The following is a 12,717-nucleotide window of genomic DNA, read 5'->3' as shown; positions in this document are numbered from 1 at the left end:
GGATATTCGATCCCATTGCACATCGCTCAGAACCAGCCGATCCATGACACCCAAGGCTTCCTCCTAAAAGAAAGCCTTGAATCACGTTCAATCTGATTTGAGAATCCCAAGAGTCCACACGACCTAGTCTAAGGCGACGCCGCGATCTTGGTCGCGTCCCGCAACCCAAACCGGTCGCCATCGCGGACCAGCGCGATGTTGCGCTGGTGGAATTCCTCCAGCGTCGAGCGGTGGCCGATCGAGACGATCGTGGTGGCCGGCAATTCCTCCATCAGCAAACGATAGAGCGCGGCTTCCGAGGGCTCGTCCAGCGAGGCGGTGGCCTCGTCGAGGAACAGGTAGTCGGGTGCATGCAAGAGCGCGCGCGCCAGCCCCAGGCGCTGCTGCTCGCCGAGCGACAGCATTCTGTTCCAGTGTCCCTCTTCTTCTAGCCGTGAAGCGAGCTGGGGCAGTCCGATCTGGCCGAGCACTTCCCTGATCCTGTCGGCGCTGAACTTTTCTGCTTCGGCGGGATAGACGATCGCCGCGTGCAGCGAGCCGATCGGGAAATAGGGCTTTTGCGGCAGCATCATCAGCGAGGCGTGCTCGGGAATGACGATCGAGCCGCTGCCGAACGGCCAGATGCCGGCGACGGCCCGGAACAGCGTCGACTTGCCCGCGCCGGACGGCCCGGTAACCAGCGTGCGTTCGCCGGGCCGAAGCTTGAGCCCGGTCGCTGCGACCAGCGGCGCCCCATTGGGCAGCTTCACGAGAAGCTCTTGCAGCGCGATCGCATCGCTCGCCGCCGGTACCGCCTTGACTGCGTCGGGGTCGGTAGCGAGCCTTTCCGCCTGCGCAATCGATCGCTCAAAGCCATCGAGACGGGCGACCACCGCGCGCCATTCCGCCATGGTGCGATAGACCGATATGAAGAACGACAGCGCATCCTGCACCTTGCCGAAAGCTTCCATGATCTGCATCACGGTTCCGAGCTGGATCTTGCTGGCGAAATAGGCCGGCGCGGAGAGGATGACCGGAAACACCACGGCGGCCTGCGAGTAGCTCTGCGTGAACGCCGTCAGCCGCTTGGTCCGGCTCATGATGCCGTACCAGTTGGAGACCACACTGCCGAAACGCGTCGACAGCTGCTCGCGTTCGGCGCGGTCACCCTTGAGCAGCGCGATCTGTTCGGAGTTCTCGCGAACCCGCACCAGGTTGAAACGGAAGTCAGCCTCCAGCCGCTGCTGATCGAAATCGAGCCGCACCAGCGGCGAGCCGATCCACTGTGTCAGAGCCGTGCCGAAGATGGCGTAGACCAGCGCGCCCCACACCAGATAGCCGGGGAACGACACGTCGCTACCGAACAGATGCAACGGCGCCGCCGCGGACAGGCCCCAGAGAATTACGACGAAGGATGCCAGCGTCACGATCGAGCTCAACAGCCCGATGCCTAGCCCCAGCGTCTGACTGACGAACATCTTGATGTCGTCGCTGATGCGCTGGTCCGGGTTGTCGGCGGCATCGCCGTGAAGCTGCATGCGGTAGTGGTTGGCATCGTGCAGCCATTCGCCGAGATATTTACTCGTCATCCAGCGGCGCCAGCGGATCTGAAGCCACTGGTTGAGATAGAGCTGATAGATCGACAGCACGGTGAGGATCGCGGCCAGCACGCAGAACACGATGAGCTCGCGGACGAAGCCGTCCCAGTCCCGCTCCTGCAGCGCGTTGTAGAAACGATTGCGCCACTGGTTCAGCAGCACATCGTTGGCGACCAGCGCCAGCTCGATCGCGATGACCGCGGCAAGCAGGCCGCGGCCGGCCCATTTGTCTTCGGAGTTGAAATAAGGCGCTGCAATGCGCCACACCGTCGCGAGCGTCGAACGAATGTTGTTCACAGATTAGCGTCTCCGGGGGACCGCCTACAAAGGCTTGAAAAAACGGGACAATCAGGGAACCTTCAGACTAAAGTCGTGGGTTCCTCGGTCAGCGTCCACTTGTCGCAGCATGATAGTTAACCCTAGCATGCCAAGGCGACGCGGGGCGGCGGACTTTCTGATTTCGCGAGGTTGTGAGCGTTTGGCTGTGCCGACTCGTGCAGGCCTGTTTCGCACCACATGATCTTTGATTGCGCCCGGTGCGCCGGGTCCATGCCCGCGGCGAGCCGACGCAAGCCGCCGGCGGGAAGCCGCCACCGGGAAACCTTGGGGAGGAACAACAAAAATGTGGAACCAAATCTACAACCCGCTCGGCAACGCCGCGCTGTCGACGATCGCAGCCGCCGTTCCCGTGGTCACGCTGCTGGTCCTGATCGCCAGCGGCAGAGTGAAGGCGCATGTCGCCGCCATCATCGCCGTGATCGTGACCAACCTGATCACGATCTTCATCTTCACCATGCCCCCGAACATGTCGATCCGCGCCACGCTGCTCGGCGTGGTGACCGGCTTCTTCCCGATCGGCTGGATCGTGCTGAACGTCATCTTCCTCTACCAGATCACGGTGGCGACCGGGAAATTCGAGCTCCTGAAGCGCGCGGTCGGCGGCGTCACCGAGGACCGGCGCTTGCAACTGCTGCTGATCGCGTTCGCCTTCGGCGCGTTCTTCGAGGGCGCCTCGGGCTTCGGCACGCCGGTCGCGATCACAGGCGCGATCCTGATCGGCCTTGGCTTCTCGCCGCTCGCGGCGTCCGGACTGTCGCTGATCGCCAACACCGCACCGGTCGCCTACGGCGCGCTGGGCACGCCGATTCTGGGTCTCGCCTCGGTCACCGGGCTGGACCCCTATGTGCTTGGCGCGATGGTCGGGCGGCAATTGCCGCTGTTCTCGCTGATCGTACCGTTCTGGGTGGTGTGCGCATTTGCCGGCTGGCGCGGCATGAAGGACGTCTGGCCGGCGATCCTGGTCACCGGCGTCTCTTTCGCGGTCCCGCAATTCGTGATCTCGAACTTCATCAATCCCTGGATCGTCGACATCGGCGCCTCGCTGATCTCGATGGGCTGCCTGATCCTGTTCCTGCGCGTCTGGCAGCCGCGGCAACTCTGGCTGTCACCGGCGCTGCGCGGCCACGATGAATCGGCCGCGACCATGGCGGCGCCGAAGACGCTGGACAAGACGCCGCTCACGCAAGGCGAATTGTGGAGCGCACTGCTGCCATGGATCATCGTCTGCATCCTGATGCTGGTCTGGGGCAACGGCGCGTTCAAGACCTGGGCGAACGCCAATTTCGTCTGGAACTATCCGGTGCCCGAGCTCGACAAGCTCATCAACAAGATGCCGCCTGTCGCCGCCAAGCCGACGCCGGAAGGCGCGGTGTTCGGCTTCACCTGGCTGTCCTTCACCGGCACGGGCATGCTGATCGCGGCGATCATCTCGGGTCTGTTGATGGGCTTCTCGCCGCTGAAGCTCATCACCGAATATGGCCGCACCATCCGCCTGTGCGCGATCTCGCTGATCACGATCTCGGCGATGCTCGCGATCGGCACGCTGACGCGGCTCTCCGGTGTCGACGCGACGCTCGGCCTGGCCTTCGCCGCAACCGGCGTGCTCTATCCCTTCTTCGGCACGCTGCTCGGCTGGCTGGGCGTCGCGCTGACCGGGTCGGACACCGCCTCCAACGTGCTATTCGGCAACCTGCAGAGGATCACCTCCGAGCAATTGGGCCTGTCGCCGATCCTGATGGCGGCCGCCAACTCCTCGGGTGGCGTGATGGGCAAGATGATCGACGCACAATCGATCGTGGTCGCCTCCACCGCGACCAACTGGTACGGCCATGAAGGCTCGATCCTGCGCTATGTGTTCCTGCACTCGATCGTGCTGGCCTGCCTCGTCGGTCTGTTCGTGACGCTCCAGGCCTATGTCTACCCGTTCACGGAGATGGTCCTGAAGTAGCGACTCGCCGCCCTCCCCCTGCAGGGGGAGGGCGGGGTAGGGGTCAGCCACGGGCGCAGGCGTTCGCGGAGAGACCGGATCCCCACCCGGTTGCGCGTTGGGCAAACCGACCTCCACTTTTCGAGGAGGTGGATCGAACTCGTAGCCCGGGTGAAGCGCCAGCGTAACCCGGGTCCGCTCGCAAACACTGACACGGATATCCCGGGTTGCGCGTTCCGCTCCGCCCGGGCTACGAACTCGTCTCCGCGTCGCCGATGCGGCAGTGTCAGAGAGAGTTGATGGTTTCACGGATTTGCAAGAGCACGGTCTTTGTCTTCGCGCTGCTCGCGACTGCGATCGCGGCAGGTCCGGCGCGCGCCGACGAGGAGTTTCCCTTCGGCTTCGAAATGTCGCTCGATGCCGCGCGCATGCCCGGCTCCAAGCGCATCCCTTCGCTCGAGATCGGCGACAATGGCGAGGTGGTGCTGGAACTCTGGTGCAAGGGCGGCAAGGGCCAGTTCTCGGTGGCGGGCAACACCATCATCTTCGTTCCCGGCGCGATGGAGAATCGCAACTGTCCGCCTGAGCGGGCGCAGGCCGACGATGATCTGCTTGCGGCGCTCGGCGACACCGCGACCTGGCGCCGTCAGGGTGACCTCGTCACCTTGACCGGCTCGAAGACGCTGCGCTTCCGGCTCAACACGAATTAAGGCGCCGCAATCAGTCCGTTGGCCGTGGCAACGATCCAGCGGTTACCCCAGCGCACGATGGTTTCGATACGCCCGAGCCCGGGTATCGTGTCGCCGCGCGCGGCCATCCGAATGCCCTCAGGCCCGTCGAGAACAGCGGTTCCGTCCCGGACATCGACAACCGTCCAGCCCGATATGGTGGTCGGTCTCGTTTCCGGTGCCGGCGCCAAAGGTGGCCTCGCCGGCGCCGCGCCGGAAGGACTCGCATTTGCCTGCGAGGCGAACGGGTTTGAAGTGCGCGCGGCCAGGTGAGTGCTCGCGGGTAAAGGCTTGGGAATGCTTCCTACGACAGCGGGGGCCGCTGCCTGCAGATCTGACGTGGATGTTGCTTTTTTGGTGCCTTCGATCCTGCCGCCCGGTCTTGCTTCAGCGGTTCGAGGCGAAGACGTGACTTTCTGGGCGACCGAGCTGATCCCGAGCGTGCTCGCGAACTCCGGCCAATTCAGACCGCCGGCCCATCCCAACCCAAAGGCTGCCACCAGTGCCGTCGCGGGCAGCGCAATGGTGCGCGCCCAATCGCCGTACGGCCCCCGCACCACCAGAACGTCACCGCGATTTTGCTGCAGGAAATCCGACAGGCGCGCCGGCTGCTCCGGCAACTCGCCGTCAGCCACATTCCCCGACCAGCTTCCAAGGGTACTCGGCTCGTGGACTTGCATGGCGTGACCCACGTTCGGCTGAGCGATGATGTTCCCGGAAATTGAATCGAACCTTAACGACCAGGCCGAATGAACTGCGTCGCGATGCCGCTCCGATCGCTGGCCCCGGCAGCCGGCCATCCCAAATGGAGCTGCCAAAATTCCATGTCAGGCTGTCGAGCCGCCGGCTATCAACCTTCACGGCTCTCCGTTTTGTGATTAGACAGGTGCGAGTTTTGGGGCGGACATGCACGCGCAGTGGGAAAGTCGGTTGGCAGGCACGGAAATCTGCTGGTTAGCCCCGATAATTTTGCCCAGCGCCTGACAGCCGGAATCGAAATCTCTGACGTGGGCATGCGACGTGATGATTGTCAGTCATCCTGTCTCAACCGCGTCGTAACGGTGGAGAGACCGCCATGGCTGTGAACCTCGTCTCTGTTGTCATGCAATGTCTGACTCCTGACCTGATCGCCAAGATCGCGTCATCTCTGGGACTTGATCGAGACATCGTACAAAAGGCGATAGGAGGTGCCGTCCCCGCACTGCTCGCGAACTTGTCCGAGGTGGCCTCCACCCCCGGTGGGGCTCGTCAGTTGTCCAGCGCATTGTCGCAGCAGCAGCCCGGAGCGCTTGAAAGCCTAAAGAATGCGATGGCAGGTCCTGGCCAGGCGGCGCTCGCGGACAGCGGATCGGCGATGCTGGCCGGCCTGTTTGGCGGCCGGGCGCTGGACACGATCGCTCAGGCCATCGCGAAGTTCGCTGGCATCGGCGAGGGCTCCGGCAAGTTGCTGACCGGCATGCTTGGCCCTGTCGTCCTCGGGGCGTTGGGGCAGCATCAACGCAGCACCGGCATGGAGGCGAGCGGGCTGACATCGCTCCTCGCCGCGCAAAAGGACCAGATCACTGCGGCGCTTCCATCTGGTCTCGCCGATCAACTGAGCACTGCCGGTCTCATTGACAGGGCGGGGGAGAGCGTGCGCAGCGGAGCTTCGGCGGCCGCGAGCCGCGTCGCCGGGGCTTCTACACGCTACACGCCAAGCAACACGATGGCGCAGTGGCCCTATTGGCTGGCCGGCCTCGTCGTGCTCGGCGGTCTTCTCTGGTACGCAACGCAGCGCCCGGGTGAACAGACTGTCGCCGAGCAACCCGCCGCAACGCGCCCCGCAACCGGGACCGTGGGCGTGGCGCCCGCGAATTTGACCGTCGACGGGGTGAACCTGGCCAGCCAGGTCGATTCGTCCGTCAACACCTTGAAGTCCGCGCTGTCAGGCGTCACAGACGTGGCTACCGCTCAAGCGGCCCTGCCCAAGATCAACGAGGCGGTAGCACAGTTGAACGATGTCAACGCGCGAGCTGCAAAGCTGCCTCCGGAAGGACGAAGCGCACTCGCCAAACTGGTCGTGGTGGTGACACCTGCAATCAATCAGATGTGCGACAAGGTGATGGCGATTCCAGGTGTTGGTCCCGTCGCGAAGCCGGCGATTGATGATCTTCACGGAAAACTGGACTCGCTCGCACGAGTCTGAGCTGCGCGCGGCAAGCCAGTCACATATCGCCGCGTGGCCGCTACTTCCACGCCGATTTGTCGGCGTCCCAGCGCTGGGCCTTGAATTCCTTCGCCAGCGCCTCGATCGAGCCGTTGTCGTCGGGCGGCTCGCCGCCTTCCTCGTCGCCGACGGAGTCTTCCGAGAGGTTCAGCTTTGGACCTGAACCCTCATCGGCGGTGGTGACCACCGGGCTCGAGACCCACAGCATCAGCCTGTCCGACGCACCGGGCTTGTCCGAGGATACCAGCGCCGAGATCTCGACGGTCTCGGTGAGGCCGAGCGCGGGATAGACCTGGCTCGGACGCTTGAAGGTCAATTTCAGCTTGCCGGTGTTGGCGTTCCATGACGCCCCCGACGGCTTTGCCGCCAGCGTCTTGCTCAGTACGCCCGATATCGCTGATGCGATCTTGTCCCTGTTGATCTTGTCGCCGCTGAGCCAGTCGGCGGCGGCGAAGCGGATGGTGCGGTCCATCTCGACGCTGCCCGTGGTCCAGCCGGCCGCGACCACGCGCGGCGTCGCCTTGGCCTTGGCGACCAGGGCCGAGGCCTGTTCCGGATCGACGGTGAGGTTGATGGTCTGCTCGCCGGCGCGCAGCGCGTCGCAGGTGATGGCGAGGCTCGAGAGGCCGACCTCCACGGCCTGGCCCTTGAGGCTCTTCAGCAAGTCCAGCGCCGCGTCGAGCTTGACGCGCACGCCGACGGATTCGGGAGACACCTCGGTAAAGTCCTTCGGTGCCGGCGTGATGCCGTCATCGGTGGTCTGGCTCTCCTGAAATTCCCGCTCCGAAAGGTCGGTATTGTCGGAGGAGGCGACTTCCGTCACCGCCTGGCCGATTGTGATCTGGCCGCGGAATTCGAAACTGTCGCCGGTCGGCTTGCGCACGAGCTTCACCGTGACGGGCGATTTGTCATTCAGGGTCTGCGTCGTGCCGCTCAGGTTCTGGCCATTGACGGCGAGGTTGACGACGAAGCGGTCCTTGCGGTCGGAACCTTTTTCCGCGGGGTAGCAGACGTCGAGGACCGCCGCGGTGACGTTCTTGCCCTGGCGGGTTTCCTTCAGCACCGCGTCGGCATTGCCCTCCATCAAGCCGTCGATCGCGGTGAAATAGCGCGTCTCGGTCGTGCCCGGCGCCGTCTTGGACGGCAGCTTCATCTGGGCAAGAGCGAGATCCGAAGAGGCCGTGAGGAGGCCCACGAGGCAGCAGAGCAGGGCGCGCATATGAGGATCCCCCTTGAGGAACAGAATCGCCAACGCCGTAACTAGCAAACCTTTGGTGAAAAAGAAGGCCGCGGCGGTGACGTAACTCAAAAATGCGCAGCCGCATTCAGGGACGCGGGTGCGGGCGGGGAAACCGGTTGCGGACTGCTGGGATGGGCGCGTTCCCAACTCGAAAAAAGTCGTGGGCTAACCGGACAAGGGGTGAGCCGCAACGGCTCCCGCGTTTGCTCGCTTCCGCTTCAGGCGGCGCACGACCGGAATTCCGCCCGGTGTCAACTGCTGCGACGGCACCATGCGACGCCGACGCCACGCGTCCGTTTCGTTCTTCAGCTTGGCTGCCCAATCGGCTTCGCCACCGATACCCTTGTCAGCCACATCCGAGCCAGCCATGCATTCTCCAACAATCATCTAAAATAACAGCCACAACGCTGCTCGCGCGATGACAGGCTTGCCCGCTGCGCTCGTGCGTCCTGCAACAATCAGGTTCATTGAATTCCCGAGCCCGGGCTGCAGTTCCTTCGGCAACGCCGATCGCAGCCTCGCGCTTTGTGCGGGTCGAAGAATGCTGCATCGTGTTCTTACGTCCCGCCGAAGGGAACGGAATCTCCACTGCAATGGTTAGGGTGAACAGCAGTCCGGGCGTTCATCATGGCCATTGATGATCGCAACCCCGACATTTGGTGGTGGATTCGTCGCGCCGCTGAAATAGTGGGAAAAATCGGAAAAATCGCCGCGGCGTCCTCCGGCAAGAGCAGATGCGGTGATTACAAAAATCGACAATTTTCATTGCTAATCGTCCGATCAGTCGGATGCTCCTTGGCAAATCAATATCGGGATAAAATGGAAATTCGCTCTGCGCGCCCCGGAACTTGTGCGAGTCCATGAAGTTCTTTGAGCGCCGCATGTCGCGGCGAGGAGAATCCAGATGAGGAAGATGCTTTTGCTTTCCGCGGCTATCGCTCTGATGTCGAGCGGTGCGCTCGCGCAGAGCACCGTGACGACCACGACCGGGGCCGGACGTGCAACGGTTCAGATCGAGCCGGAGTACCGCACCAGGATCAAGACCTACGTCACCGAGCACAAGGTTCGTCCCGTGACGACAAAGGAAAAGATCGTCGTCGGCGGAACGGTGCCGAGTGATGTCGAGCTCGCGGCGGTGCCGTCCGATTGGGGACCATCGCTCACGAAGTATCGCTATGTGTATTCCGGGGACCGCGTGATGCTGGTGGATCCCGGCACGCGCACCGTCGTTCAGGAAATTGATTGATGCAGGCTAGAGGCTGCCGTTATGGCGGCCTCTATCTCTTCGAACGGAGGGAAATTTGGAATCTCATCGCGAGGCCAGGATCGTGGGCGTGAGCCTGGCCATGGTCTACGTCGCCTGCCTGGTATTCGCCGCCATCAGCCTGGCCTGACAGAAAGTACTCGGCGGCTATTCGGTTCTGATACAATCAGAACCGAATATGTTCTAATCCGGATACGAAAAGGCCGCCCAAAGGCGGCCTTTTGATTTGATTGTTAGAGGGGCTCAGAAGCCCATGCCGCCCATACCGCCGCCTCCGGGCGGCATCGCAGACGCCGGCTCCTTCGGCAGTTCGGCGACCATGGCTTCCGTCGTCACCAGGAGGCCGGCGACCGAGGAGGCGTCCTGCAGCGCGGTGCGCACAACCTTGGCGGGGTCGATGATGCCTTCTTCGACCATGTCGACATATTCCTCGGTCTGGGCGTCGAAGCCGAAGGTCTCCGACTTGTTCTCGAGGATCTTGCCGACCACGATCGAGCCTTCGACGCCGGCATTTTCCGAGATCTGGCGTACGGGGGCTTCGAGGGCCTTCAGCACGATGTTGATGCCGGCCTGGACGTCGGAATTGTCGTTGGAGAGACGGCCGACCGCCTTCTTGGCGCGCAGCAGCGCCACGCCGCCGCCGGGCACGATGCCTTCCTGCACCGCGGCGCGGGTTGCGTTCAGCGCGTCCTCGACACGGTCCTTCTTCTCCTTGACCTCGACCTCGGTGGCGCCGCCGACGCGGATCACCGCGACGCCGCCGGCCAGCTTGGCCAGCCGCTCCTGCAGCTTCTCGCGGTCGTAGTCGGAGGTGGTCTCCTCGATCTGCGCCTTGATCTGGCCGACGCGTGCCTCGATGTCGGCCTTCTTGCCGGCGCCGTTGACGATCGTGGTGTTCTCCTTGTCGATCACGACCTTGCGGGCGCGGCCGAGCATCTTGATCGTGACGTTCTCGAGCTTGATGCCGAGCTCTTCGGAGATCAACTGGCCGCCGGTCAGGACCGCGATATCCTCCAGCATCGCCTTCCGGCGGTCGCCGAAGCCCGGCGCCTTGACGGCGGCGACCTTCAACCCGCCGCGCAGGCGGTTGACCACCAGTGTCGCCAGCGCCTCGCCCTCGACGTCCTCGGCGATGATCAAGAGCGGACGGCCGGACTGCACGACAGCTTCCAGCACCGGCAGCATCGCCTGCAGACCGGAGAGCTTCTTCTCGTGCAGGAGGATGTAGGCGTCTTCGAGCTCGGCGGTCATCTTCTCGGCATTGGTGATGAAATAGGGCGAGAGATAGCCGCGGTCGAACTTCATGCCTTCGACGATGTCGACCTCGGTCTCCAGCGACTTGTTCTCCTCGACCGTGATCACGCCCTCATTGCCGACCTTCTGCATGGCCTGGGCGATCATCTTGCCGATCGCGGTGTCGCCATTGGCCGAGATGGTGCCGACCTGCGCGACCTCGGAAGAGGCGGCCACTGGCTTGGCGCGCTTCTCGAGGTCCTTGACCACAGCGGCGACAGCAAGGTCGATGCCGCGCTTCAGGTCCATCGGGTTCATGCCCGCAGCAACCGCCTTGCCGCCCTCCCGCACGATCGCCTGCGCCAGCACGGTCGCGGTGGTGGTGCCGTCACCCGCAGTGTCGTTGGTCTTGGAGGCGACTTCGCGCAGCATCTGCGCGCCCATGTTCTCGAACTTGTCCTCTAGCTCGATCTCCTTGGCGACGGTGACGCCGTCCTTGGTGATGCGAGGGGCACCGAAGCTCTTTTCGATGACGACGTTGCGGCCCTTCGGGCCGAGCGTGACCTTTACCGCATTGGCAAGGACATCGACGCCGCGCAGCATTCGCTCGCGGGCTTCTCCGGCAAATTTAACGTCTTTGGCAGCCATATCTTGCTCCTGGAATGATTGAGGGCACTGGGCCGCACACCCTTGTCGTCATTGCCGGGCTTGACCCGGCAATCCATCGCTCTTGAAGATCGATGGATGCCCGGGTCAGGCCCGGGCATGACATGTGTGGATGTTGCGGCCGCTCCGCTAAGTTGCGTTAGACCAGCACGCCCATGATGTCGGACTCCTTCATGATCAGGAGTTCCTCGCCGTCGAGCTTGACCTCGGTGCCCGACCATTTGCCGAACAGCACGCGATCGCCGACCTTGACGTCGATCGGGATCAGCTTGCCGGTCTCGTCGCGGCCGCCTGGCCCGACGGCGGTGACTTCGCCCTGAGAGGGCTTTTCCTTGGCGGTGTCGGGGATGATGATGCCGCCCTTGGACTTCTCTTCGGCTTCGATGCGCTTGACCACGACACGGTCATGCAGCGGGCGGAATTTGGATTTAGCCATGACGTTTCCTCTTGGAGGCTCGGTTTCAGGTCTCGTTCATCGAGGCCGGGGTTGAATGCCGGCCGGTCGATGGCTCGCGGGCAGGATATCCAGCGCATTAGCAATCGTCGCGCCAGAGTGCTAATTGTGGGGCGGGGAATATGGCTTGGCGCCTTTCCTGTCAAGCAAAGTGGTTAAGGCCTTGGTGAGGCCAATATAGGATGCTGCAACCAAATCAAATCAGAGCCCAGGTTGGAGTTCTCACGTCATCGTTTCGACGTCATTGCTCTGCCTTACGTTTTAAGCTTGGCTGCAGGACGGGTGCGGCCCAAAGGTGCGACCAAGGATATTTCGGGGGAATACGGATGATCGGATCAGGTGACGCGCGCGCGGTTGCGAAATTTGCGACCGTCTCGGCGCTGACGCTTCTGTTGGGCGCGTGCAGCAGCGTCAACCTGCCGTCGCTGTCATCCAACCCGGGGCCTGGGCCCGAGGAGGCCGCGCCGGAAATGCCCGCCACCATTCGTTCCGACGAGATCGTCGGCCGCTGGGGCTTGGCCTCCTACCAAAATCCGGCGGACCGCGCCCGCACCGAGAAGATGGCGCGCGACCAGTGCAAGCAGCCTTACGTGATCGGCGCCGGCCAGTCCGGCGGCGTGATCATGCATCTCGCAGACCAGGCCACCCCCCAGGAGCTGCGTCTGAAGGGCTCTCCGAGCGGCAAGAACTATATCGGCCCGCCCGGGCCGTCCGGCGGCGAGCAGGACCGCGAGATCGTCTCCTTCGACGGCCGCGTCATGGTCACCCGCTTCGTCGACAAGGACGCCGCCGTCCGCTACGGCAACATGGTCTACGTCCGCTGCGCGCCACGGGCGTGAAGTGCCAATTGCTGTGCCCTCTCCCCTTACAAGGAGGGCTATATGCGGCGGTGCCGGTTGATGTGCCCTCGCCCCTTGCGGGAGAGGGCAGCTCCGCTGCCAGAACTGGACTCATTTGGGTGAGCGACTATCTGGGTTGTCAAGTTGCATTGGCGTAAGCGGCGCGCGCATCGCGTGCTTTGGCGTTGAGACGGACCAGGAGCTTACGGGCGAGTGCAATGCGAATGACCATTTTTTCCTTTCC

Annotated in this window: 11 protein-coding genes and 1 pseudogene; 5 read left to right on the top strand and 7 right to left on the bottom strand. The window is 63.3% G+C overall.

Annotated elements, in window-relative coordinates; translation table 11 throughout:
* Window positions 1-128 precede the first annotated feature (128 nt).
* Window positions 129-1,874, bottom strand: coding sequence for an ABC transporter ATP-binding protein/permease (locus ACZIRK_RS43560; protein ID WP_130228016.1), 1,746 nt, complete (start codon window positions 1,872-1,874; stop codon window positions 129-131).
* Between the two features lie 325 nt (window positions 1,875-2,199).
* On the opposite strand from ACZIRK_RS43560, the gene ACZIRK_RS43555 reads away from it, so the two are divergent.
* Both ACZIRK_RS43555 and ACZIRK_RS43550 read left to right on the top strand, forming a co-directional pair.
* Window positions 2,200-3,864, top strand: a complete 1,665-nt coding sequence (locus ACZIRK_RS43555) for an L-lactate permease (RefSeq protein ID WP_130228015.1) — start codon at window positions 2,200-2,202, stop codon at window positions 3,862-3,864.
* A 278-nt stretch (window positions 3,865-4,142) separates the two neighbouring features.
* The gene (locus ACZIRK_RS43550; RefSeq protein ID WP_474419670.1) at window positions 4,143-4,553 is read left to right on the top strand and encodes an META domain-containing protein; all 411 of its coding nucleotides are present in this window, start codon (window positions 4,143-4,145) and stop codon (window positions 4,551-4,553) included.
* On the opposite strand, the gene ACZIRK_RS43545 is transcribed toward ACZIRK_RS43550, so the two are convergent.
* Window positions 4,550-5,251 (bottom strand): hypothetical protein, encoded by a 702-nt coding sequence (locus ACZIRK_RS43545; RefSeq protein WP_474419669.1) that lies wholly within the window; start codon window positions 5,249-5,251, stop codon window positions 4,550-4,552. The two genes, ACZIRK_RS43550 and ACZIRK_RS43545, sit on opposite strands and share 4 nt — an antisense overlap.
* 395 nt (window positions 5,252-5,646) lie before the next feature.
* Here ACZIRK_RS43545 and ACZIRK_RS43540 point away from each other — a divergent pair, with 395 nt between their 5' ends.
* Complete coding sequence (locus ACZIRK_RS43540) at window positions 5,647-6,756, top strand: DUF937 domain-containing protein (protein WP_474419668.1); 1,110 nt, start codon at window positions 5,647-5,649, stop codon at window positions 6,754-6,756.
* Between the two features lie 40 nt (window positions 6,757-6,796).
* Here the strand turns inward: ACZIRK_RS43540 and ACZIRK_RS43535 are convergent, their stop codons facing one another.
* On the bottom strand, window positions 6,797-7,996 hold the full coding sequence (locus ACZIRK_RS43535) for a hypothetical protein (RefSeq protein WP_474419667.1): 1,200 nt from the start codon (window positions 7,994-7,996) through the stop codon (window positions 6,797-6,799).
* Between the two features lie 186 nt (window positions 7,997-8,182).
* On the bottom strand, window positions 8,183-8,386 hold the full coding sequence (locus ACZIRK_RS43530; RefSeq protein WP_130228012.1) for a hypothetical protein: 204 nt from the start codon (window positions 8,384-8,386) through the stop codon (window positions 8,183-8,185).
* Between the two features lie 535 nt (window positions 8,387-8,921).
* On the opposite strand from ACZIRK_RS43530, the gene ACZIRK_RS43525 reads away from it, so the two are divergent.
* Window positions 8,922-9,263 carry a DUF1236 domain-containing protein gene (locus ACZIRK_RS43525; protein WP_028166957.1) on the top strand — a complete coding sequence of 114 codons (342 nt, stop codon included), beginning with the start codon at window positions 8,922-8,924 and terminating at the stop codon, window positions 9,261-9,263.
* Between the two features lie 261 nt (window positions 9,264-9,524).
* On the opposite strand, the gene groL is transcribed toward ACZIRK_RS43525, so the two are convergent.
* Together groL and ACZIRK_RS43515 are read right to left on the bottom strand one after the other, a co-directional pair.
* Window positions 9,525-11,162: a chaperonin GroEL gene (gene groL, locus ACZIRK_RS43520; protein WP_130228011.1), complete on the bottom strand. Its 1,638-nt coding sequence runs from the start codon at window positions 11,160-11,162 to the stop codon at window positions 9,525-9,527.
* 157 nt (window positions 11,163-11,319) lie between these two features.
* Window positions 11,320-11,616 carry a co-chaperone GroES gene (locus ACZIRK_RS43515; protein ID WP_027580177.1) on the bottom strand — a complete coding sequence of 99 codons (297 nt, stop codon included), beginning with the start codon at window positions 11,614-11,616 and terminating at the stop codon, window positions 11,320-11,322.
* 344 nt (window positions 11,617-11,960) lie between these two features.
* On the opposite strand from ACZIRK_RS43515, the gene ACZIRK_RS43510 reads away from it, so the two are divergent.
* A complete protein-coding gene (locus tag ACZIRK_RS43510; RefSeq protein ID WP_130228010.1) occupies window positions 11,961-12,473 on the top strand; it encodes a hypothetical protein in 513 nt (170 codons plus the stop codon).
* 139 nt (window positions 12,474-12,612) lie between these two features.
* On the opposite strand, the pseudogene ACZIRK_RS43505 reads toward ACZIRK_RS43510, so the two are convergent.
* A pseudogene (locus ACZIRK_RS43505) lies at window positions 12,613-12,717 on the bottom strand (IS110 family transposase); the annotation flags it as partial.

The sequence above is a fragment of the Bradyrhizobium sp. Leo114 genome (genome assembly GCF_055229415.2).
Note: the sequence above shows the minus strand (reverse complement) of the source record. Positions and strands in the feature narration are given on the sequence as shown.